This window comes from Nisaea acidiphila (assembly GCF_024662015.1).
In the GTDB taxonomy this organism is placed as follows: domain Bacteria; phylum Pseudomonadota; class Alphaproteobacteria; order Thalassobaculales; family Thalassobaculaceae; genus Nisaea; species Nisaea acidiphila.
This window is the reverse complement of the sequence record NZ_CP102480.1, coordinates 2819600-2841119: the sequence shown is the minus strand read 5'-3', so window position 1 is coordinate 2841119 and position 21520 is coordinate 2819600. Positions and strand designations below refer to the sequence as shown.

Here is a 21520-nt window from a genome sequence, read left to right as displayed (position 1 = left end):
GATTCCGAAACCGGGCTCAGGCATCATAGAAGCGTTTCATTCCAAGCCCGGAGAATGGCGCGGCGGATCTCAGGGCGTCGACAATCCGCGCGGTAGCGCGGCCGTCGCCGTAGGGATTCACGGTTCCCCTGCAATCCAATTCGAAGCCACGGCTCATGGCCTCAAGAATGGCGTCCTTTTCGGGAGGGCAATCAATCACCGAGGACGCCCGAAGCCTCCCATCCTGCCGGCTGCCGATATTGACCGTCGGGATCGCGAACGACGGTGCCTCGTAGAGCCCGCTGGAAGAGTTGCCGACGACCATCGCGGCCTGCCGCAGGACAGAGAGATAGAGCAGCTGGCCGAGAGACTCCCTGGCGATGATTCGGCCGGAGTTCTTGGCTGCCGCCTCGAGTAAAAGGTTCAATTCAGCGCCGCCCGAGTCGGCGTTCGCATAGGTTATCAGTACGACGCAATCGTCCGGCAACTCGTCCAAAGCAGCGAGGAGTTCTCTAAACTGAGCGCCCGGAGTTCCCTTGTCGGCCGTTGCCGGATGAAATGTGATGACGATTAACCGGCCGCCGACAGGAGCACCTACCCTATGCTCCACCTCCGCCCGGCTCAACAGATCCAGAGACAGGATCGCGTCGAGCGCGGGGGTGCCCGTTGTGAAGACGGAAGCAGGCTCTTCACCCATCCGAATCAGGCGCTCACGCGCCAGCTCGTTCGTCGCGAAATGGATATTCGAGAATTTTGAAATGGCATGACGCAGCCCGTCATCCAACGAGCCCGAGGTCACGTCGCCGCCGGCGATATGCGCGATTGGAATGTTCAACAGATAGGCCGCGGACGCCGCCGCAAAGGTCTCGAACCGGTCGCCGAGCAACAGAACCAGATCAGGGCGTCGCCCCGTCCAGACTTCGGCGAAGCCGGCCATGGCAGCACTTGTTGAAAGCGCAATGTCCAGATGATTGCCACCGGTTACTTCGCAATCGATCCGTCCGGCAATCTCGAAACCGGCCTCCTCCACCTCGGTCACAGTGCTACCGAAGCGTGACGAGAGATGCATCCCGGTCACATAGAGGTCGAGGGCGAAATCAGGCTCCGCCCGGATCGCTTCCAGAACCGGACGCTGAATGCCGAAATCGGCTCTGCTACCGGTAACGCCCGCTATCAGCTGTTCCTTCACCCCGTCAGCTCCGCCGACCGAGTTTCGCACTGCTCGGCAGATTGACGATCCGGTCGACAAGCTCCCCGGTCACATCAAGCCGCGCGCGCGGACAGTCCCGGTTGAAGGGAAGTTCGTGCATCAGTGTCCAGCATGGGCGGGCCTGTATGCCGTCCGCGTTCAGCGTTTCCAGGAGCGCATCCCGCGCCGCGCGGTCCGGCACCAGCACCGCGTTCAGCCAGAAATTGCTTTCGCAGCCCTCCGGCTCGTCGAAGAACTCCACTTCGGGGATGTCTGCGACCGCGTCCCGGTACAGAGCGGCAAGCGCGCGCTTTTCGGCAAGAAACCGGTCGAGCATTTCCATCTGGGCACAGCCGAGAGCGGCATTGAGGTTCGGCAGCCGGTAGTTATAGGCGATCTCGTCGTGGTCGAAGGCCCATCGATGCGGAAGTTTTGCCGTCGTGGTCAGATGCTTCAACCGCCTTGCCAGGGATTCGTCGTCAGTGACCACCGCGCCGCCACCACCCGTTGTGATGGTCTTGTTTCCGTTGAAGCTGACCGAGGCCAGCATCCCGTAGCTTCCCATGAGTCGGCCGTTCCGGGTCGAGCCGAGGCTCTCTGCAGCGTCCTCGACCACGGGAATGTTCCAGCGTGCGGCAACTTCCGCGAGCCGTTCCATGCGCACCGGATGGCCAAAGACGTGCATCGGTACGACTGCCGCGATCCTGCGGCCGGTCGCCCGATTAAACGCGCCGCCGTCCCGCAGCTCCGCGACCTCCGAAAGATGTGCGTCGAGTGCGTCCGGATCGAGGCCGAGAGTTTCTCGCTCGCTATCGACGAAATGCGGGATCGCACCCGCGTGATGGACCGCATTGGCCGAGGCGACGAAGGTCAGGTCCTGCACCAGCACCTCGTCGTCGCGTCCGACCCCGGCCACGACCAGCGCAATATGCAGAGCGGCGGTGCCGTTCATGCAGGCGACCGCGAACCGGGTGCCGGATTTCTCCGCGACGAGTTCTTCGAACTTATCGACATAGGCACCGACGGAGGAAACCCAGCCGGTCTCGATGCAGTCCTTTACATATTCCTGCTCACGGCCGATGAATTCCGGCTCGTGCAAGGGAAGCGGCCGGGTTTCCGGCAGGACGGATTTCACCGCGGCGACGAGCGCCGCCTGATCGTACCCGCTGTTTTTCAGAACCGCTGTCATCAGACCTGGTATCCCTCGGGATAGCGCGCAAGGTTCCCCGGATCGGTGAACCACTCAATCGTCTTCTCAAGGCCCCTATCGAAGCCCTCGCGGCCGCCATGTTCCGGCGCCCAGCCGAGAATATCCTCCGCCGCCGATACACCGGCGAAGAGCCGCTCCACCTCGCTCGCGTCGGGCCGCATGCGCACCTCGTCGGAGACGATCTCGACGTTGCGGCCCATGACCCGGCCGATCGCCGCCGCGGTCTCGCCGACAGAGATCTCGAAACCGCTGCCGATATTGGTCACCCGCCCGATCGCCGCATCCGCCCCCATCGCCGCGACGAAACCGTTCGCGGTATCGCGCACGAAGGTGAAATCCCTGGTCGGCGAGGTGGCACCGAGACGGATCTCCTTCGCCCCGCGGGCGAGCTGGGTGATGATCGTCGGAATCACGGCGCGAGCCGATTGTCGTGGACCGTAGGTATTGAACGGCCGGAGCACGGCCACCGGCATGCTGAAGCTTTTTTCGTAGGATAGCGCGAGATGGTCCGCCGCCGCCTTGGATGCGGCGTAGGGGCTCTGCGGGTTGACCGGATGTTCCTCGGTGATCGGCACGAACTGGGCGGTGCCGTAGATCTCGCTGGTCGAGGTGCAGACGACGCGCTCCGTCTCCCAGAGACGCGCCGCCTCCAGCACGTTGAGCGTGCCGGTCACGTTCGTGTCTATGTAGCTTTCGGGCGCCCGATAGGAATAGGGAATCGCGATCAGCGCGGCGAGATGCAGGATGGCGGAGGTTCCCTTCGCGGCGCCGACGACGCAGCTCCGGTCCCGGATATCGCCGAGCACGATTTCCAGCCCGCCCCGCAATTCCTTGGGGATCGTCTCGAGCCATCCGGTCGAGCCGAAGGAATTGTAGAGCGCGAGTGCGCGCACCTCACGCCCCTGCTCCAGCAAAGTCTCAACCAGATGCGAGCCGATGAAGCCATCGGCGCCAGTCACCAGAACCGGACCCGTCATACCTGTCCCCATTGAACCTTGGCCGCGAGACTTTCATCGTCCGCGTCCGGACGCCGGACGATACATCAGGCAGGGGATTGGCCGAAAGTCAGATCCGTCCAGAAATCTCAGGCTCTAGGCATGGATCTTCTCCGGAACAATTTCTGGAGCCAACCGCCGCTTCCAGAAAGCGGTGCCGTCAAACCGCCGCTCGGAGCCGTACACGGCGGCCCGGCTGTCGAGGAATTGCTGAACACCTTGGGCCACCTTCTCCGCATAGACAGTAAGCGCTGCGCTGTCTCCGCCGAGAGAACCCGCCGCGGCTTCGGCACCACGAATCCCGGACCAGAGCGCCGTCGTCATCCCATGCGAGGAAAGAGGATCGAAGGCAGCGGCGGCGTCTCCGATAGCAGCCCAGCCTTCGCCTGCCGCCGGTGCAAGCCATGTCGTCCCCGCGCTCACCAGGTTCGGCGGCGCCTCCTGTCGAAAGCCGGCCTCCTCCACCCATCGGGCGACATAGGAGGTGTCTGCCAGCAATGCCCGGAACGGTTCCAGCGTGCGCGTCGCCTCCCGCGGCAGCAGATCCGGATCCGTATAGAAATTCAGCACCAGCCTGCCGTCCGCCAGAAGACACGCGTACCACCAGCCGTCCGGGACGGTCTCCAGCAGCGTCGCTCGGGTTGGTACGACCGCCGCACCCTGCTCTTGCGGGAGGAAAGCGCAGAGCGCGACCAAACGGTCGGACCGGAAGCGGGCGGCATGGTCCGGCGCCTGTACACCGGCCACGACGGCGGCGCGCCCCGACCCGTCCAGGATGAAGCGCGCAGCGGAGCGGCCGATTCTCGCCCCATCATCCACTTCGATATCCCAGTAACCGTCCTCACGACTGACATCGGTCAGCCGGGCGGCGACCGGCCACGCCCCGGAAGCGATCGCAAGCGCCCTGAGATCTCGTTCGAAGACGCTTCGGTCGAGAACGGTTCCCGGGCCTTCGAGATGGACGATCCCGCTGCGTTCCGCCAGCCGATCGCTTCCCCAGGCGGAGAAGACAGACTGCTCCGCCCGGTGACACGCCTTGGCGAGAAGTCCCGAGGCGCCGATCTCCTCCAGCATCGGCCGCGCGGCGGGCGAAAGATGTTCTCCCGGGATGTCTTCCGCCACCAGCTCCGGAGCGATCCAGAGAGGATCATGTCCCTGACGAAGCAGCCGGATCACGGCGGCTGTCGCTGCGATCCCGCTGCCGACGACCGCGATATCCGCGACCGCCGGCCCTCGCCCGCCGCTCATTCCGGCAGCATTCCGTCTTTCGGTTTCCAGTCGAAACGGAACTCCATCGTGTCGGCGCGCCCGACCTCGACATAGACTTCCTTCGGAATGCCTTCAGGCGCCTTCGGATCCTTCGGTCCGGGCAATTTCACGACGAAGCCCATCCGCTCCCAGAGGGTGATCATGTTGGTGATGCCGTCCCAGTAACTGCCGTTGGCATGATAGCCGATCCCGGCAACGGCACGGGACCAGGCGACCCGGCTGTCGAAGAATTTCCGGCGCTCACTCGTGGAAAGCGTCTCGTTCATCAGTTCCTTGTAATAGACCTCGGGCAGGACATCGATCGGAAGCAGGGCCGGCCACCAGACCGCGGTCGGGTAATTCTCCTGCATCAGCACCTGCTGACAGGAGAAAGCGTCGCACTGCCAGGGCAGCCCCATCCAGCGCGTCAGATCTCCCGGCATCTGCGGGCCGATGGGGGGTGGCGTGTCCTTGTAGCCTTTGAAGGCGATCTCCGGCGTCAGCAGAAAACCGAGATCCTGCACGATGCTCGGGCGGTCCCCGTGAGCCAGCCTGAAGAGCTCCGCATCGTCGTTCGTATAGCGCTGATACATCGGCGCCAGGCGCAGATAGTAGGTCAGTTCGACCCCGGGGTGGAACGCGCCGCCGGAGCACGGCTCCAGCGCGGCTTCCGTCAGCGCCTGAGGCCTCTGCTCGAGCGGCAGGTCGTCGAGCCGCTCGACCGCATCGGCTTCCGCGTCCTTCCAGTCATCGAAGAACTTGCCCTCGGCCCACAGCGCCAGATGGTCATATTGCAGCTTCGGAAACTGGAACCACTGCAGCGGGCTGCCGGAGTAATTGACCCCGTCTCCCATCATGTAGGGGATCTTCAGCCGCTCCTCCTTGAAGGCGTCCGGCGTCGTGTTGTAGGGGTTGCGGAATTTCTCGAAGACGGACAGACGGAACGCCCTGTTCCCCTCGCTCGGATCCGCCAGCCTGGCGATGAAGGCCGGATCCGAAAAATCCGCTTCTCCGAGCCAGCCCTGCCGCAGATTGGCCGCATCGGTCAGCCATTCCATCAGGGCCGCCCGGCGGAAGGTCGGGTAGATATACTTACGGAAGGAAATCGGAGCTTCCGGCGCTTCCGCCCATCTCTCCTCGACATTCAGGTTGCTGATCACGTCGTACATCGTCGAGATCGGCGGAATGTCCGGCGCGAAGTTCGGCCCGACGCAGGCGACCCAGGCGGGGTCAGCCTCGAACGTGATGCCGTTGGCGAGCTGCACCGTCGCGGTTACCGGCCCGTCGCACCAGTCGTCGTGCCAGCCGTCATTGTCGGCAAAGCTGGTGATCCCCGCGTTGGTCGGCGAGTTGGACACGCCGTCCGGCGGCACGACCAGAAGACGGCCTTCCGCATCGGTCCGCAGATCGCCGAGACCGACCTTCTCCTCCCCCCAGAACGTGCCTTCGAAAGCGTAGCGCGCCTCGGTGCCGTCCGGATTGACGCCGGCGCCGGAAATGGTCTTCCGGCCACCGTCGATCACCAGCATCCGCTCGCGTTCCGCGTTGTCGGTGAAATACTGGTTCCGCTTCTGCCCCGGTAGTCCCGGCGCCAGGTTCCCGTTGTCGAGCGGGTTGTTGAAGCCGTACCAGGCGGCTTTCGCATTGACGAGATGGGCCGACCAGGAAATCGTCGCATCGCCGTCCTTGAGTTCCCCGATCACCCGGTCCTGGGAATCGAAGGCATAGACACGGAAGCGCTGAACCTGCTTCTTGATCCTGCGGTCGCCATCCTTGAAGCCGCCTTCGGGCTTCGGAGGAAGCCCGGGTACCTCCGGGGCCAAAAACCATTCCTTGCTGCCGCCGACGCGGCAGATCCCGATGGCGGGATAGATCCGCACCTTGGCGATCTCCGCTCCCTCGGGCGCCGCTTTCGCGTGGCCGGCGGCCACGGCCGCTTTCGGCTGCCAGGCGAGATTGGCGGCCAGCATGCCTGCCGCGCCCCCTGCCAGGAAATCCCGTCTGCGGACCCCGCCGCCGCGCGCGTTCTTTCTTTCGACTTTCTGTCCCACAGGTTCCTCCCCGAATTGAATGGCCTGCGGGCAGAGTGCCACCGCCGGATACGCGGCAACAGCGCTCTCGTTTATTTTTTCTCGGAAAAGGAGAATCCGGCATCCGCGTCAGGCGGTGACGATATGGGTTCCCTCGAAGCCCCGCGCGCCCATGGCGTTGCGGGTATCGACCACGAGCCGGGCCCGATCCGCGACCAGGGCATAATCAACATCGTCGTGATCGGTGACGATCAACACCGCGTCAGCTGCCGCGACCCGTTCCGCCGTCAGCGCCACGCTCGCTTTGCCGGCGAGCGCGCCGAACTCCCGGCTCGGCAGGATTTCCGGGATCCAGGGATCGTGGAAAGAGACCGACGCCCCCGCCGCGTCGAGCTTCTCCAGAATGGTCAGCGCCGGACTTTCGCGCTGGTCGGCGACGTTCTTTTTATAAGCCATGCCGATCAGCAGGATATCGGCGCCGCGCAACCCCTTGCCCGATTGCAGATCGACCGCCTCGCGCAGGCGATCGATCACATAATCCGGCATCGCCCGGTTGATCTCGCCCGCGAGCTCGATGAAACGGGTCGACTGCCCGACGCTGCGCGCCTTCCAGGCGAGATAGAATGGATCGATCGGGATGCAGTGCCCGCCGAGGCCGGGCCCCGGATAGAACGGCATGTAACCGAACGGCTTGGTCGAGGCAGCCTCGATCACTTCCCAGACATCGATGCCCATGGCGCCGTAGATCAGCTTCAGCTCGTTCACCAGCGCGATATTGACCGCGCGGAAGACGTTCTCGGTGATCTTCACCGCCTCCGCCGTCGAGGCGGAGGAGACCGGCACCACCCTCTCCAGCACCGCGCCGTAGAGCGCTTCGGCAGCCTGTCCGGAGGCCGCGTCCATGCCGCCGACCACCTTCGGGATGCGACCGATGGAGTAGTTCGCGTTGCCGGGATCTTCCCGCTCCGGCGCGAAGGCGAGAAAGAGATCTTCGCCGAGCTTCAAGCCCGCGCCTTCGAGGATCGGCAGCAGCACATCTTCCGTGGTGCCCGGATAGGTCGTCGATTCAAGCACCACCAACGCGCCCCTCTTCAGCACGGGCGCCAGTGCGGCGACGGTGTCACGGACATAGCGGAGGTCCGGGTCGCGCTCCGGCGTCAGCGGCGTCGGCACGCAGATCAGCACCGCGTCCGTGTCGCCGAGGTCGGAAATGTCAGAGGTCGGCCGGAAGCGTCCGGAGGCCACCTCGGCGCCGATGCCGTCCACCGGAATATGCGGCAGGTAGGAGCGCTCGGCCTTCAGCATTTCCACCTTGGCGCCGTCTATATCGTAGCCGGTGACCGGAAAGCCGGCCCGGAGGCAGGCCAGCGCCAGCGGCAGGCCGACATAGCCGAGGCCGATCACGCCGACCCGCGCCTCTTTCGCCGCCACCCTGTCGAGGAATGCTTGCACGTTCATGGGCTCAGTCCGTAGCCTGAAGCCGGATCACGCGCAAGCACGGGAGAAAGATGATGGCCGGCCTCAGCGACGCGGAAAAGGATGCCTTCTGGCGCGACGGCTTCCTCACCATCGAAAACGCGGTCTCGCCGGACCTGCTCGGGCGGCTGCGCGACACCTTCGACGGCTGGGTCGAGGAGAGCAAGGCGCACGACACCGCCTATGGCGAGACCATCAACGAGAAACCGCGCTTCGATCTCGAGCCGGGCCATACGGCCGAGAAACCCGGCCTGCGCCGGGTCAACGCGCCGGTCGAGGTTTCCGAGGCCTATTACGAGGCGATGGCCTCCAGCCGCATGACCGACTGCGTCGCGGATCTCATCGGCCCGAACGTGAAGTTCCACCATTCCAAGATCAACTCGAAGCTGCCCGGCGGCGCGACCCAGGTGAAATGGCACCAGGATTTCCCCTTCACCCCGCATACCAACGACGACGTGATCACGGCACTGCTGATGGTCGACGAGGTAACGGAGGAGAACGGTCCGCTCGAGGTGCTGGCGGGCTCGCACCGGGGCGAGATCCACGGGCTCTGGCACGACGGAATCTTCACCGGCGCGATCGATGATGAGGTGGCGGCGGAGTGCAAGGCCAAGGCGTCGCTCTGCACCGGCCCAGCGGGCTCGGTCTGCCTGATGCACACCCGCCTCCTGCACGGCTCGGCGCCGAACCTCTCGGCGAAACCGCGCACCCTCTTCATCTCGGTCTATTCGGCGGAAGACGCGGTCCCGGTCTCGCCGAGCCCGATGCCGAACAAGTTTGAAGGGGCGGTGGTACGCGGCGTGCGCACCGGACGCGTCCGCTCTATCCCCTACGAGATCACCCTGCCGCAGCTGCCCTCGACCGCGTCCTTCTTCGACCAGCAGGCCAAGCATAAAGGGTAAGGCGGCACGCTTTCTGAGCGCCCTAAATAAGGTCGTCATTCCCGCGGAAGCGGGGACCCAGGGATCGTAGAGCCGAGCCCGTCTTCCCTGGGTCCCCACTTGCGTGGGGATGACGACTGATTTGGGAGGGTTGGATTTTAGAGGTCCACGCGCTCCTCAGATCCCCGTCGCGCCCTCGCGGATGAAGGTCCCCTCGTTCAGGTCGCGGATCGCCTGCATCAGCTCCTCGCGGGTGTTCATCACGATCGGCCCGTGCCAGGCGACCGGCTCCTTGATCGGCTTGCCGGCGACCAGCAGGAAGCGCACGCCCTCGGGGCCAGCCGTCACAGTGATCTCGTCGCCCGTGTCGAAGCGCACCAGCGTGCGGTTGCCGGTCATGTCGCGGAGGTTCAGCTCCTCGCCCTGGAACTCCTTTTCCACCAGCACGCCGACCGGGTCGGAGGCGTCGCGGAAGCGGCCCGCGCCGGCGAAGACATAGGCGAAGGCGTTCATGTGGGTATCGACCGGTAGCCTTTTCGTCGTGTTCGGCGGCACCGAGATGTCGAGATAGAGCGGGTTGGCCGCGATCCCGTCGACCGGGCCGCGCTTGCCCCAGAACTCGCCGGTGACGATCTTCACCTTGGTGCCGTCATCGTCCACGATCTCCGGAATGTCGGCGCCGGAAATGTCCTGGTAGCGCGGCGTCGTCATCTTTTCCGACGAAGGCAGGTTGGCCCAGAGCTGGAAACCGTGCATCTGCCCGGCCGCGTTCCCGCGCGGCATCTCCTGGTGCATGATCCCGGAGCCCGCCGTCATCCACTGCACCGAGCCGGCCCCGAGCACGCCGTGATTGCCGAGCGAATCCCCGTGCTCGACCTCGCCCGCCAGCACATAGGTGATGGTCTCGATGCCGCGATGCGGATGCCAAGGGAAGCCGGCCTTGTATTTCGCCGGATCGTCGTTGCGGAAATCGTCCATCATCAGGAACGGATCGGACTCGGTCGGATCACCGAAGCCGAACACCCGGTGCAGATGCACCCCCGCCCCTTCCATCGTCGGACGGGCATGGGACTCGGATTTCACGGCACGGATCGACATGGCTTGTCTCCAGGTCTCAGGGCGCGGCGGAATGGCCGCACGGAGTGAGAGATGGGGCGATCATAGCGCATTTGGAGGGGGAGATTGTTCGCAGGCGGGGACAATGTGTTTGCCTGCTTCACCGTCATCCCGGCCTTGAGCCGGGATCTTTGTGATCGAAGAACGCAGCCCGTCTCGGAAAGATCCCGGATCGGGGTCCGGGATGACGGCCAAAGGGAGGCGTTCTCCCCTCTTTCCTCCCCCGCCCCACCTGCGCTAAACCATCACCCAGTTTTTTCGGCGCATTTCCGCCGCGTGTCGCACTGCCAACCGGGACGCTCTCCACGTGCAGGACTTTCTCGACAACGACCCGAACATCACGACCTCGAAATACGCCGTGATCCTCGGCCTGACGCCGTCCAGGGGCGCGCGCTCGCCGCTGCTCTGGAACGCCGCCTTCAAGGCCGCCTGCATCGACGCGGCGATGGTGCCGATGGACGTGACGCCGGCGAATCTCGCGGGGCTCGTCGCGGCGCTCAAGGCCGACAAACGCTATATCGGAGGCGCGGTCGCGGTGCCCCACAAGCAGGCGATCGCGGCATTGCTCGACCGGCTGGAGCCGGAGGCGGAGCGGATCGGCGCGGTGAACGCGATCTACCGGGACGGGGACGACCTCGTCGGCGCCAACACGGACGGCGCGGGCGCGCTCTCGCAGATCGAAGACGCGCTGCCGGATCTTGCCAGCCGCAAGGCGGTGCTGATCGGGCTCGGCGGCGCCGGGATCGCGGTCGCGGCCTATCTCGCCGGCGCGGTGAAGGAACTGGCCGTCGCCAACCGCACCGAAGCCAAGGCGAAGGAGGCGGCTATCCGGCTCGGCGACAATGTCTCTTCCGTGCCCCTGCCGCTGACGACGGAACAGCTTTCGGATTGTGGCGTGTTGGTGAACTGCACCACGGCGGGCTACCAGGACGGCCCGGCGGGCACGCCGCTCGGCGCGGAGGCGGACACGCTGATCACGGCGCTGCCGTCGGACGCGCTGGTCTATGACATCATCTACCAGCCGCTGGAAACCGAGCTGCTTGGCAAGGCCGCAGCGCGGGGGCTCAAGACCCGCAACGGGCTCGGCATGAATCTCGACCAGGCGGTGATCGCCTTCCAGAAGGCAAACCCGGGCGCGCTGACCATCGACCGGGTGCGCGACGCCATGCGGAACGCGGGGTAAGTGGCGCGATGAAGATCCGGCCTCTCGGCGAGCACGAGCATCCCTTCGAGCATGGCGTGATCCTGCTCGGCGACCATGCGGACACGGTCGAGGCGGAAGCCTGGCCGATCCATCTCGACGCCATCCGGCACGAGGAGCTGGACGCGGTCGCGGGCGATTTCGACATCGTCATCCCGGCCGACCATCTGACCAAAGCGCCGCTGCTGAAAGCGGGCACGCGCGCCGCCTATCTGGTGCACGAACTCGACGCGCTGGAACGGCTCCGGGTGTTGGAGGAAGCGGGCGAGCTGAAGGGCCCGATCCTCTTCGCACCGACGCCGGTGGCGCGGCTGGAGCTGCACCGCCTCGCCCGGCCGACCCTGAAGGCGGCGCGGCCGATCCCGCTCGGCAAAGCGCTGGAAACCGTCGACATCGCCGAGGAGAAGGGCGGGCCGGGGATCTGCGCCAGCCTGAAGCAGACGATCCTCGGCAAGAAGGCGCTCTACGAGCTCGGAGAGGGCGCCGCCCTCGATTTCGGGGTCGTCGACGAGGACGATTGGAGGAAGCCATGATCAGCGTCGTGCTCCGGGCCAAGAACGAGGCCGCCTGGATCGGCCGCTGCCTGACCGCGCTGAAGCACCAGCGGGTGAAGGATATCGACGTCATCCTGGTCGACAACGACAGTACCGACGACACGCTGCCGATCGCCGAGGCCTACGGCGTGAACATCAAGTATATCAGCCGCGAGGAGTTCTCCTACGGACGGGCGCTGAATATCGGCATCGCCGCGGCGAAATACGACACGGTGGCGCTGATCTCCTCGCACTGCGTGCCGGTGGACGAGCTCTGGGCCGACTATCTGCTCGCCCATCTCGGGCCCAACGGCGATCCGAAGCTCTGCGGCATTTACGGCCGCCAGGAGCCGCTGCCGGATACCAGCGCGGTCGACCGCCGCGATCTCTGGACCACCTTCCGCGACGAGCGGGTGCGCCAGCGCCGGGACTATTTCTTCCACAACGCGAACTCGGGCATCCGCAAGTCGATCTGGGACGAGCACCCGTTCGACGAGGAGATCCGCGGCGTCGAGGACCGGGAATGGGGCAAGCGCATGATCGCGCTCGGCCACGAGATCCTCTACGAGCCGGGGCTTCGGGTCTATCACCATCACGGCATCCACCAGGGCCGCGACGAGGGCCGCGCCAAGCGCGTCGCCGAGGTCATCGACTACATCCGGACGAGCGCGCCATGAGTGACACGCTGATCATCATCCCGGTCTATTCCGGCGCCAGTTCCACGCCCCGGATCGTCAAGCCGCTCGACGGCACCTCCAGTCTCGTGCGCACCATCGAGGCGGCGCTCGAGGATCTGCCGGACGCGCGGATCGTGCTGACCGCGGACGACAACGCGGTGAAGCAGCAGGCCGCGCCCTATGCCGACCGCATCACCATCCACGACCGGACGGCCGAATCCTACACCGACGCCCTCGTCGACGTGCTGGACGCCTTCCCGGCGGAGCAGGTCGTGGTGATCGAGCCGACCCACCCGTTCCGCCCGCGCGGCCTGATCCGGCGCACGGCGGAGAATCTTGCCGCGCGCGAACATCTCGACAGCGTGGTCTGCGTGCGCCAGTTCGACGCCAGCCTCTGGCGCCTCGATCCGGACAAGACGATCCAGGCCCTCGGCCCCGGCGGCGACCGCCGCAGCTCGACCTATTTCCAGGAGGTCGTCGGCCTCGCGCTCGCCACCCGTCCGGAGCTGATCCGCGAAGGGCGCCGGCTCGGCGACGCGGTCGGCTTCGAGGTGGTCGACCAGTTCTGGGCCCTTGTCGATATCCGCGACGACATGAGCCTCGCCATGGCCGAGATGGTCGCGGACCGTTTCACCGAGTTCAGGAATTCCATCGCATGACCAAGTCCGACTGCGTTCTCGCCATCCTGCCCGCCCGTGGCGGCTCCAAGGGCCTGCCGGGCAAGAACGTGAAGCCGATCGGCGGCAAGCCGCTGATTGCCCATTCCGTCGAGCATGCGCTCGCCTCCGGGGTCTGCGACCGGGTTCTGGTGACCACCGACAACGAGGAGATCCGGGACGCGGCCGTCGCCGCCGGCGCCTGGTGCCCGTTCCTGCGCGAGGGGGCGCTGGCCGAGGACCTGACCCCGACCGAGCCGGTGCTGAAGGACGCGCTTGAGCGCGCCGAGGCGCTGGACGGCCCGTTCGGCATCGTCGTCTTCTTGCAGCCGACCGACATCTTCCGCAAGCCGGAATGGATCGCGGAATGCGTCAACCGCCTGAAGGCGGACGATGCCCTCGAGACCGTCTTCGTCGCCAACAAGACGCACAAGAATTTCTGGTCCCGCAACGAGCAAGGCGAGTGGGAGCGGGTGTTCGACTGGATGGCGATCTACGGACCGCGCCAAACCCGCAAGCCGCTGTTCCGCGAGGATACCGGCCTCGCCTCCGCGATCCGCGCCGACCTGATCCGCGCCGGCAAGCGCACCGGCATGAAGGTCGACATCCTGGAGATCGACGATTTCGCCTCCGGCATCGACATCCACGACGCTTTCGATCTCTACATGGCCGAAAAGGCCTTGGAGTATTTCGCGAAGAACGGCGGCCGCTGAACCGGTATTTACGACCGCTTCTTCCGTAATGCAGCCGGCTCCACTACCTTGCCGGGATGAATGCGGACGTCGACCCCGATAGCGAGATCCTGCGCGCCGCGCTCGAAGCCGGCGACTGGCCGGTCGCGCTTCCGATCCTGCTCGATCTTGCCAGGCAGAATGCCGGTGAACCGCGGCACTGGACGAACCTCGCGGTCGCCCAGCGCGCAATGGGAGCAAAATCCTCCCGTGCGCTCAAACGCGCTCTGATCCTCAATCCCGCCACTGCCGGCAATCTGAACGATCTCGGTGCTGTCGACCCCGAAGCGCGCGTGGCGGAATGGCTGCTCGTACTCGATCCCCTGCATGGTCCGGCCGCCGTATTGGCTGCCTTACGCGCGTTCGGAAGCAACAGGAGGCCGCGCGCCGTCCGGACGCTCCGCCGACTGCGGCTTGCGGAGCCGTCAAGCCTCGATGCAACCTTCCTCCTCGGCCAGTTTCTCGATCTGGCAGGACGCAAGGAAGAGGCGATCCGGCTCTACCGGTCGTCGCTCCACATTGATCCCGAAGACACGATGGGCGCACGTCGCGATCTCGCCCGTCACGGCGTGACGCCAATCCGCGAAGCGTTCAGCAGCACCTATGTGGCAAAGGTCTTCGACAATTACGCCGAGAAGTTCGACGCGCACCTGACCGACCGGTTGAACTATTCAGGCCCGGAGACCCTGAGGCGGCTCGGCGTCGAACTGGGAATCCTGTCGGAAGGCCGCAACATCCCGCGCGCCGTCGATATCGGATGCGGCACCGGCCTCTCAGGCGCGGCATTCCGGCCGCATTGCAATCACCTGTCTGGCATCGACATTGCCAAGGAGATGGTACGGCGCGCCGAGGAGAAGGCGATCTATGACCGGCTCACGGTCGGGCATGCCGTCGAGGTGCTTTCCCGTGAAGACGAGGTCTACGACCTCGCAATCGCAGCTGATGTCAGCGCCTATATTGGCGATCTCGGTCCGCTCTTTACGTCCATATCGAACCGCTTGGCGCCGGGCGGCACATTGTTGATGACGGCACACGAACTCACCGGCCCGGACGAGAATGGAATTGGCATCGGCCGCGACGGCGTTCACTGCCATAGTGCCGGCTACCTTCGCGATACGGCAGAGCATGCGGGACTGTCTTTGACCGAGTTGCGGCAGGGCTCGATGCGCGACGAGGGTGACATGCCGCTGGCGACCTTGTTCCTCGCATTCACAAAACTGCGACAATCCAGAGTTTGACCCGCTGCCGCTCCGGCATGCTAAGGATTTCGGATCGCGTATTTGCCGAGAGGGACCGGCCGATGGAGCTCAAATTCGATTCCCGCAGGGATATTCTGGAAGTCTTTCCGACCCGCCTTTTCATGTTCGCGATCGAGGGTGCCGCTCCGCTCAACGACGCGCTGAAGGCTGCCGCGCTCGGCCGGGAGGCGGCCGGCGAGGCGAATGCCGGCGGCGCGGTCGGCGGCTGGCGCTCAACGGACAACCTGTTCGACTGGCCGGATAAAGGTATCGACACCATCCGTCAGACAGCGCTCGGGGCGGCCCAAACCGTCATCCCGCAAATCGTGGGCGGCGAAAGCAGCTTCGAAACCGAACTCACGGGATATGTCACGGTGCTGCGCTATGGCGGCTACGAAAAGCGGCATCTCTCGCCCGGCCACCATCTGACGATGGTCTACACCGTCGAGGCCGGTGACGCGCCGAATGCGGACGCACCGGAGAGTGGCACCATCGAGATCGACGACCCCCGGGCCCAGGCCGAACTCGCCAGTCTGCCGATCGATACCGTCGGGCGCTCGGTAATGGTTACGCCGCAGAACGGGCAGCTCATGGTCTTCCCGAGCTGGCTGCATTTCCATACGAACCCGTATTTCGGCGACGGCGAACGGGTGTCGCTGACAATCAATGCGGAAATTTCGGATCTGAAGCGTAAATAACGCTCAAACGGAGAGATTAAGCAGCGCCCCGCGCTCAAGCTGCTCTGCGAGGGCAACCCGCTCGGCCGACTCGGCATCGAAGAGAGCCTGACGGCGCTGTTCCGCCGTATCCGAAGCGGAAGCTGCCGCGCCCCGTGCGTCCCGGAGATCGGCCTCGCGCTGCGCCACAACCTGCTCGGCCGCCTGCAACGCGGATTGCGCCTGCGAGACGGCCTGGCTCTGCTGGGCGGAAGAGGAACTGCCGATGACGGACGCCGCCGTCACCGCAGGACTATCCGCTGCCGATACAGGCTCGGGCGCTTCCGGGACGGAGGCCGTCGTGGCGGCTGACTGCGAGGCACCCGTAAGGTTGAGCGCGACGAGTTGCTGCGAAGCTGAAGTCGTTGACGCGATTGCCATACGATGACTTCCGAAAAGGACCCGGCAAAAACCGGTTACTAGATTCAGATAGTGTAATTATAGCTGAATTTAACCGTCTGAGTCGATTCGGCCGGTCCCTGCCTATTGACAGCGCTCCGGGCGCGTCGGACAAGAGACCCGTTGACGGTTCCCCACCGGGGATCAAAAGGGAACGTGAAGGTCCGGCGCAAACTGCCGCGATCAAGTCACGGCTGCCCCCGCAACTGTAGCCGGCGAGCGCTTCGTCCGGAGGCCACTGGCGGCAGGCAACTGCCGCCGGGAAGGTGGACGGAGCGCGGTGACCCGGCGAGCCAGGAGACCTGCCGTCAGCATCGTCGCCCGCTTCGGTCCGGGGTGTGTCCGGGGCACGGTCTTCCGTTCGGTGACGAGACGTGACATCACCGGCCTGAGGAAGGCCCGAGGAGGCAGACATGAGTGAGAAGATCCCCGCCACAGTCATCACCGGATTTCTCGGTGCCGGCAAGACCAGCATGATCCGGCACCTGGTTGAGAACAACGGCGGCCGCCGCTTCGCCTTCATCATCAACGAGTTCGGCGATCTCGGCGTCGACCGCGAGCTCTTGACCGGCTGCGGCATCGAGGGCTGCAGCGACGAGGATGTGATCGAGCTCGCCAACGGCTGCATCTGCTGCACCGTCGCGGACGATTTCCTGCCGACCATCGAGGCGATCCTCGCCCGCCCGGACAAGCCGGACCACATCATCATCGAGACCTCCGGCCTCGCCCTGCCGAAGCCGCTGGTGAAGGCCTTTGCCTGGCCGGAAGTGCGCACCCGCACCACCGTCGACGGCGTGATCGCGGTGATCGACGCCGCCGCCGTCTCCGAGGGCCGCTTCGCCGACGATCATGACGCGGTGCAGGGCCAGCGCGAAGCCGACGAGTCGCTCGACCACGAGAGCCCGCTCGAGGAGCTGTTCGAGGAACAGCTGCAATGCGCCGACATGGTGGTGCTGAACAAGACCGACCTCATGGACGAAGCCGGGCTCGTCAAGGTGCGGGAAACCGTCTCCTCCTATCTCAGGGGCGGGGTAAAGACCGTCGCCAGTGCCCACGGCCAGCTCGGAGCGGACGTGCTGCTCGGTCTCGGCGCCGCGGCGGAGGACGATCTCGACAGCCGGCCCTCGCACCATGACGACGGGCACGAGCACGACCATGACGATTTCGACAGCTTCGTGCTGCCGCTCTCCTCGGTCGAGGACGTGGACGCGCTGGAAGAGCGCATCATCGCCGCCGTGCGGGACCACGACATCCTCCGCGTGAAGGGCTTCCTCGACATTCCGGGCAAACCGATGCGCCAGGTGATCCAAGGCGTCGGCCCGCGCATCCAGCGCTATTTCGACCGCGACTGGAAGGGCGGCGAGACACGGGAATCCCGGCTTGTCGTGATTGGCCATCACGGGCTCGACCGTGCCGCCATCGCCGCCGCCATCGCCGGCTAACGCACCCGCCCTCTCCCACCCGGAGGCCCCATGCATCTTCTGGCGGCGACACCCGGCACGGTCACCGACGGCAGCGAGGCGGTCGATCTCGACCAGACCCCCGGCGACATCCTGTTCCTGAGCGCGGCGGACACCGAACTCTCCTGCCTCGCCCAGGGCTATGCGCAGGTGCGGGCAGGACATGACGGCCCGTTCCCGAGCCTGCGTCTCGCCAACCTCATGCAGCTTGGCCACAACCTCTCCGTCGACCTCTATGTCGAGGAGATGGCGGCGCATGCGAAGCTTATCGTCGCGCGCGTGATCGGCGGCAGCGGCTACTGGCCCTACGGCGTCGAGCAGCTCTCGGCCTACTGCCGCCGCAGAGAAATCCCGCTCGCCTTCCTGCCCGGCGACGACCAGCCGGACCCGGAACTGACCGGGCACGGTACCCTCGACACCGCCGCCTGCCAGCGCCTATGGCGCTACCTGATCGAGGGCGGGATCGGCAACGCGGCGGAAGCCGTGCGCTATGCCGCAAGCCTGATCGGGACGGAGACGGACTGGCGCGAACCGGCACCGCTGCCGAAGGCGGGCTATTATCTGCCGGGCCATAACCACCCGTCGCTGGAAGAGGTGCTGGCCGCCTCCGCACCGGAGGCGCCCCCGGCACCGATCGTTTTCTACCGGGCGCTCGTGCAGGCCGGAAACACGGCGCCGGTCGACGCGCTGGTCGAGGCTATGCGCGCCGAAGGTCTGGCCCCGGTACCGCTCTATGTCTCCAGCCTGAAGGACCCGGTCTCCGCCGACCTGATCCGGGAGGCCATCGAACAGGCCCCGCCCGGCGTGATCCTGAACGCCACCGGCTTCGCCGTCTCCAAGCCCGGCGCACCCGGCAGCGCGACACCGTTCGATCCGGCCGACTGCACCGTGCTGCAGGTGATCTTCTCCGGCGGCAACCGGGAGGGCTGGGAAGGCTCCACGGCCGGCCTCTCCGCCCGCGACATCGCCATGAACGTCGCCCTGCCGGAAGTCGACGGCCGCGTGCTCGCCCGCGCCGTTTCCTTCAAGGCTGAGGCACGGCGGGACGAAGCGACGGAATGTTCCATCGTCACCTACGCCCCGGTCCCGGACCGCGTCGCCTTCACGGCGAAGCTCGCGGCGGGCTGGGCAAAGCTCCGCGCGACGGCGGCGAAAGAACGCCGGATCGCGCTGGTGCTGGCGAACTACCCGAACCGCGACGGGCGACTCGGCAACGGCGTCGGGCTCGACACGCCGGCGGGGACGGTGAACGTGCTCCGGGCCATGAGCGATGCGGGTTACGGCGTCCGCGACATCCCGATCAACGGCGATGCCCTGATCGGACGCATGTCCTCCGGTCCGACCAACGATCTCTCCGATCGCGCCGGCCGCAAGGGCGGCGCCACGCTCTCCCTCGATGCCTACAAGACCGCCTACGCCACTCTGCCAGACAAGGTCCGGCGCGAGATCGAAGCCCGCTGGGGCGCCCCCGAGAGCGATCCCTTCGTCATCGGCGATGCCTTCCGGCTCTCCGTCCTGACCCTCGGCAGTGTCGTCGTCGGGATCCAGCCGGCGCGCGGCTACAATATCGATCCGACCGAGACCTATCACTCCCCGGACCTCGTTCCGCCGCACGGCTATCTCGCCTTCTATGTCTGGCTGCGGCAGGAATTCGAGGCCCATGCCGTCATCCATATGGGCAAACACGGCAACATGGAATGGCTGCCCGGCAAGGCGCTGGCGCTTTCGGAGGAGTGCTATCCGGAAGCCGTCTTCGGCCCGATGCCGCATCTCTACCCCTTCATCGTCAACGATCCGGGCGAGGGCACGCAGGCGAAGCGCCGGTCGGCCGCAGTGATCGTCGACCACCTGACCCCGCCGCTGACCCGCGCCGAGAGCTACGGCCCGCTGAAGGAGCTGGAGGGGCTGGTCGACGAATATTACCAGGCCGCCGGGGTCGATCCGCGGCGCCTGAAACTGCTCTCGGAGCAGATCCTGGAGAAGATGGCCGCCATCGGCCTCGACAAGGATCTCGGGCTCACTCCCACCGACGACGAGGCGGAGAAGCTGAACCAGCTCGACGGTTATCTCTGCGAGCTGAAGGAACTTCAAATTCGCGACGGGTTGCACATTTTCGGCGCCGCGCCGGAAGGGCGGCTGCTGGACGATCTGCTGACCGCGCTGGTCCGCGTGCCTCGCGGACAGGGCGAGGGCGGCGATGCCTCCCTGCAGCGCGCGCTCGCCCGCGATCTCGGGCTGGAAGTGGCAGGCGAACCGTTCGATCCGCTGGCAGCCGACATGGCCGAGGACTGGACCGGCGCACGGCCGGAAGCGCTCGCTGCCGTCGACGACGCTCCCTGGCGCAGCCACGGTGATACGGTCGAGCGGCTGGAGCTTCTCGCCCACGCGCTTGTCGCCGGGACCGCCGAGCCGGACCCGATCTGGGAGCGAAGTCGCACCGTGCTGGAGGCGGTCGATGCGCATCTGCGTCCGACCGTGACAAGCTGCGGCGGCGCAGAGCTGGACGGGTTGCTGAAAGGTCTTGCGGGCCGCTTCGTGGCGCCCGGCTCCTCCGGTGCACCGACCCGCGGACGGCCGGACGTGCTGCCGACCGGCCGCAATTTCTATTCCGTCGATACCCGCGCGGTGCCGACGCCCGCCGCCTGGCAGCTCGGCTGGAAATCCGCCTCCCTGCTGCTCGAACGCTACCGGCAGGAGAACGGCACCTGGCCGGAACGGCTCGCGCTCTCCGCCTGGGGCACCGCCAACATGCGCACCGGCGGCGACGATATCGCCCAGGCCCTCGCCCTGATGGGCGTCCGTCCGGAATGGGACGTTGCGAGCGGCCGCGTCACCGGTTTCGAGATCCTGCCCGCCTCGGTGCTCGACCGGCCGCGCGTCGACGTCACCTTCCGCGTCTCCGGCTTCTTCCGCGACGCCTTCCCGTTCCAGATCGACCTGCTCGACAGCGCCGCCCGTGCGGTCGCCAAGCTGGACGAGAGCCCGGCCGAAAACCCGCTCGCCGCCCGCTACCGCGCCGACGCGGTCGCTTTCGAGAAGGCCGGCGCCAGCCGGGAGGCCGCCGAGCAGCGGGCCGGCTATCGCGTCTTCGGCTCCAAACCGGGTGCCTATGGAGCGGGCCTTCAGGCGATGATCGACGAGCAGCTCTGGGAGAGCGAAGAGGACCTCGGACGCGCCTATGTCGCCTGGGGCGGCTATGCTTACGGCAAGGGCGCCGAGGGCGAGGCCGCTCATGCGCTGTTCGAATCGCGTCTGAAGGACGTGGAGCTGGTCCTGCACAATCAGGACAATCGCGAGCACGATTTGCTCGACAGTGACGACTATTACCAGTTCGAGGGCGGCATCACCGCCGCGATCCGGCATCTCTCGGGCAGCCAGCCGAAGGTCTATCACAACGACCATTCGCGCCCGGAGAGCCCGCGCATCCGTTCGCTCGACGAGGAGATCGCGCGCGTCGTGCGGGCCCGCGTGGTGAACCCGAAATGGATCGCGGGCGTGATGCGGCACGGCTACAAGGGCGCCTTCGAGATGGCGGCCACCGTCGATTACATGTTCGCCTTCGCCGCCACCGCGCGCTGCGTCGGCGACCATCATTTCGACGCTGTCTACGATGCCTACTTGGAGGACCCGTCGGTGCGGGAGTTCCTCGAGCGGCACAATCCGGCGGCGCTGAAGGAGATGGCGGCGCGGCTGAAGGAAGCCCTCGATCGCGGGCTCTGGCGCCCGCGCCGGAACGCGGTGCACGGCGATTTGACGGCGCTCGCCGGTTGACCGAAGCGGTCGCG

18 protein-coding genes and 1 riboswitch are annotated in these 21520 nt (G+C 66.0%); of the genes, 10 read left to right on the top strand and 8 right to left on the bottom strand.

From position 1 onward, the window contains the following. Window positions 1-16: 16 nt before the first annotated feature. The 6 genes from neuC to NUH88_RS13210 all read right to left on the bottom strand — a co-directional run bounded on the left by neuC (window position 17) and on the right by NUH88_RS13210 (window position 8109). On the bottom strand, window positions 17-1168 hold the full coding sequence (gene neuC / locus NUH88_RS13235; protein ID WP_257766883.1) for a UDP-N-acetylglucosamine 2-epimerase: 1152 nt from the start codon (window positions 1166-1168) through the stop codon (window positions 17-19). A 4-nt stretch (window positions 1169-1172) separates the two neighbouring features. Next, window positions 1173-2357 (bottom strand): LegC family aminotransferase, encoded by a 1185-nt coding sequence (locus NUH88_RS13230; RefSeq protein ID WP_257766882.1) that lies wholly within the window; start codon window positions 2355-2357, stop codon window positions 1173-1175. Further along, window positions 2357-3355, bottom strand: coding sequence for a GDP-mannose 4,6-dehydratase (locus NUH88_RS13225; RefSeq protein WP_257766881.1), 999 nt, complete (start codon window positions 3353-3355; stop codon window positions 2357-2359). Before NUH88_RS13225 ends, NUH88_RS13230 begins: the two co-directional genes overlap by 1 nt. Window positions 3356-3469: 114 nt before the next feature. Next, window positions 3470-4621 carry a glycine oxidase maturase GoxB gene (gene goxB, locus NUH88_RS13220; RefSeq protein WP_257766880.1) on the bottom strand — a complete coding sequence of 384 codons (1152 nt, stop codon included), beginning with the start codon at window positions 4619-4621 and terminating at the stop codon, window positions 3470-3472. Further along, complete coding sequence (goxA, locus tag NUH88_RS13215; protein ID WP_257766879.1) at window positions 4618-6672, bottom strand: CTQ-dependent glycine oxidase GoxA; 2055 nt, start codon at window positions 6670-6672, stop codon at window positions 4618-4620. The genes goxB and goxA overlap by 4 nt, the downstream gene beginning before the upstream one ends. Window positions 6673-6780: 108 nt before the next feature. Continuing rightward, a complete protein-coding gene (locus NUH88_RS13210; RefSeq protein WP_257766878.1) occupies window positions 6781-8109 on the bottom strand; it encodes a nucleotide sugar dehydrogenase in 1329 nt (442 codons plus the stop codon). Between the two features lie 53 nt (window positions 8110-8162). Here NUH88_RS13210 and NUH88_RS13205 point away from each other — a divergent pair, with 53 nt between their 5' ends. Further along, window positions 8163-9029 carry a phytanoyl-CoA dioxygenase family protein gene (locus NUH88_RS13205; protein ID WP_257766877.1) on the top strand — a complete coding sequence of 289 codons (867 nt, stop codon included), beginning with the start codon at window positions 8163-8165 and terminating at the stop codon, window positions 9027-9029. A 156-nt stretch (window positions 9030-9185) separates the two neighbouring features. Here the strand turns inward: NUH88_RS13205 and NUH88_RS13200 are convergent, their stop codons facing one another. Then, entirely contained in the window at window positions 9186-10106 is a 921-nt protein-coding gene (locus NUH88_RS13200) for a pirin family protein (protein ID WP_257766876.1), read from the bottom strand. 325 nt (window positions 10107-10431) lie between these two features. On the opposite strand from NUH88_RS13200, the gene NUH88_RS13195 reads away from it, so the two are divergent. The 7 genes from NUH88_RS13195 to NUH88_RS13165 all read left to right on the top strand — a co-directional run bounded on the left by NUH88_RS13195 (window position 10432) and on the right by NUH88_RS13165 (window position 15858). After that, the gene (locus tag NUH88_RS13195; protein WP_257766875.1) at window positions 10432-11307 is read left to right on the top strand and encodes a shikimate dehydrogenase family protein; all 876 of its coding nucleotides are present in this window, start codon (window positions 10432-10434) and stop codon (window positions 11305-11307) included. 8 nt (window positions 11308-11315) lie between these two features. Next, a complete protein-coding gene (locus NUH88_RS13190) occupies window positions 11316-11858 on the top strand; it encodes a hypothetical protein (RefSeq protein WP_257766874.1) in 543 nt (180 codons plus the stop codon). Further along, window positions 11855-12535 (top strand): glycosyltransferase family 2 protein, encoded by a 681-nt coding sequence (locus NUH88_RS13185; RefSeq protein WP_193188739.1) that lies wholly within the window; start codon window positions 11855-11857, stop codon window positions 12533-12535. The genes NUH88_RS13190 and NUH88_RS13185 overlap by 4 nt, the downstream gene beginning before the upstream one ends. Further along, a complete protein-coding gene (locus NUH88_RS13180) occupies window positions 12532-13194 on the top strand; it encodes a glycosyltransferase family protein (protein ID WP_257766873.1) in 663 nt (220 codons plus the stop codon). The genes NUH88_RS13185 and NUH88_RS13180 overlap by 4 nt, the downstream gene beginning before the upstream one ends. After that, window positions 13191-13904, top strand: coding sequence for an acylneuraminate cytidylyltransferase family protein (locus tag NUH88_RS13175; RefSeq protein WP_257766872.1), 714 nt, complete (start codon window positions 13191-13193; stop codon window positions 13902-13904). The genes NUH88_RS13180 and NUH88_RS13175 overlap by 4 nt, the downstream gene beginning before the upstream one ends. A gap of 56 nt (window positions 13905-13960) precedes the next feature. Further along, window positions 13961-15160, top strand: coding sequence for a class I SAM-dependent DNA methyltransferase (locus NUH88_RS13170; protein ID WP_257766871.1), 1200 nt, complete (start codon window positions 13961-13963; stop codon window positions 15158-15160). Between the two features lie 62 nt (window positions 15161-15222). Next, window positions 15223-15858, top strand: a complete 636-nt coding sequence (locus NUH88_RS13165) for a putative 2OG-Fe(II) oxygenase (protein ID WP_257766870.1) — start codon at window positions 15223-15225, stop codon at window positions 15856-15858. A gap of 3 nt (window positions 15859-15861) precedes the next feature. Here NUH88_RS13165 and NUH88_RS13160 read toward each other — a convergent pair whose 3' ends face one another. Next, a complete protein-coding gene (locus tag NUH88_RS13160) occupies window positions 15862-16257 on the bottom strand; it encodes a hypothetical protein (protein WP_257766869.1) in 396 nt (131 codons plus the stop codon). 128 nt (window positions 16258-16385) lie between these two features. Beyond that, window positions 16386-16599: riboswitch (cobalamin riboswitch) on the top strand. A gap of 89 nt (window positions 16600-16688) precedes the next feature. On the opposite strand from NUH88_RS13160, the gene cobW reads away from it, so the two are divergent. Both cobW and cobN read left to right on the top strand, forming a co-directional pair. Continuing rightward, window positions 16689-17717, top strand: a complete 1029-nt coding sequence (gene cobW, locus NUH88_RS13155; protein WP_257766868.1) for a cobalamin biosynthesis protein CobW — start codon at window positions 16689-16691, stop codon at window positions 17715-17717. A 30-nt stretch (window positions 17718-17747) separates the two neighbouring features. Then, window positions 17748-21506 carry a cobaltochelatase subunit CobN gene (cobN, locus tag NUH88_RS13150; RefSeq protein ID WP_257766867.1) on the top strand — a complete coding sequence of 1253 codons (3759 nt, stop codon included), beginning with the start codon at window positions 17748-17750 and terminating at the stop codon, window positions 21504-21506. The last annotated feature ends 14 nt before the right edge of the window (window positions 21507-21520 follow it).

Excerpts from the sequence above, each read along its gene's own strand:
- cobW (WP_257766868.1), top strand. The coding sequence starts at position 16,689 with ATGAGTGAGAAGATCCCCGCCACAGTCATCACCGGATTTCTCGGTGCC.
- NUH88_RS13190 (WP_257766874.1), top strand. The coding sequence starts at position 11,316 with ATGAAGATCCGGCCTCTCGGCGAGCACGAGCATCCCTTCGAGCATGGC.
- cobN (WP_257766867.1), top strand. The coding sequence starts at position 17,748 with ATGCATCTTCTGGCGGCGACACCCGGCACGGTCACCGACGGCAGCGAG.
- NUH88_RS13165 (WP_257766870.1), top strand. The coding sequence starts at position 15,223 with ATGGAGCTCAAATTCGATTCCCGCAGGGATATTCTGGAAGTCTTTCCG.
- NUH88_RS13185 (WP_193188739.1), top strand. The coding sequence starts at position 11,855 with ATGATCAGCGTCGTGCTCCGGGCCAAGAACGAGGCCGCCTGGATCGGC.
- goxB (WP_257766880.1), bottom strand. The coding sequence starts at position 4,621 with ATGAGCGGCGGGCGAGGGCCGGCGGTCGCGGATATCGCGGTCGTCGGC.
- NUH88_RS13175 (WP_257766872.1), top strand. The coding sequence starts at position 13,191 with ATGACCAAGTCCGACTGCGTTCTCGCCATCCTGCCCGCCCGTGGCGGC.
- NUH88_RS13200 (WP_257766876.1), bottom strand. The coding sequence starts at position 10,106 with ATGTCGATCCGTGCCGTGAAATCCGAGTCCCATGCCCGTCCGACGATG.
- NUH88_RS13225 (WP_257766881.1), bottom strand. The coding sequence starts at position 3,355 with ATGACGGGTCCGGTTCTGGTGACTGGCGCCGATGGCTTCATCGGCTCG.
- NUH88_RS13205 (WP_257766877.1), top strand. The coding sequence starts at position 8,163 with ATGGCCGGCCTCAGCGACGCGGAAAAGGATGCCTTCTGGCGCGACGGC.
- NUH88_RS13230 (WP_257766882.1), bottom strand. The coding sequence starts at position 2,357 with ATGACAGCGGTTCTGAAAAACAGCGGGTACGATCAGGCGGCGCTCGTC.
- NUH88_RS13180 (WP_257766873.1), top strand. The coding sequence starts at position 12,532 with ATGAGTGACACGCTGATCATCATCCCGGTCTATTCCGGCGCCAGTTCC.
- NUH88_RS13160 (WP_257766869.1), bottom strand. The coding sequence starts at position 16,257 with ATGGCAATCGCGTCAACGACTTCAGCTTCGCAGCAACTCGTCGCGCTC.
- NUH88_RS13210 (WP_257766878.1), bottom strand. The coding sequence starts at position 8,109 with ATGAACGTGCAAGCATTCCTCGACAGGGTGGCGGCGAAAGAGGCGCGG.
- NUH88_RS13170 (WP_257766871.1), top strand. The coding sequence starts at position 13,961 with ATGAATGCGGACGTCGACCCCGATAGCGAGATCCTGCGCGCCGCGCTC.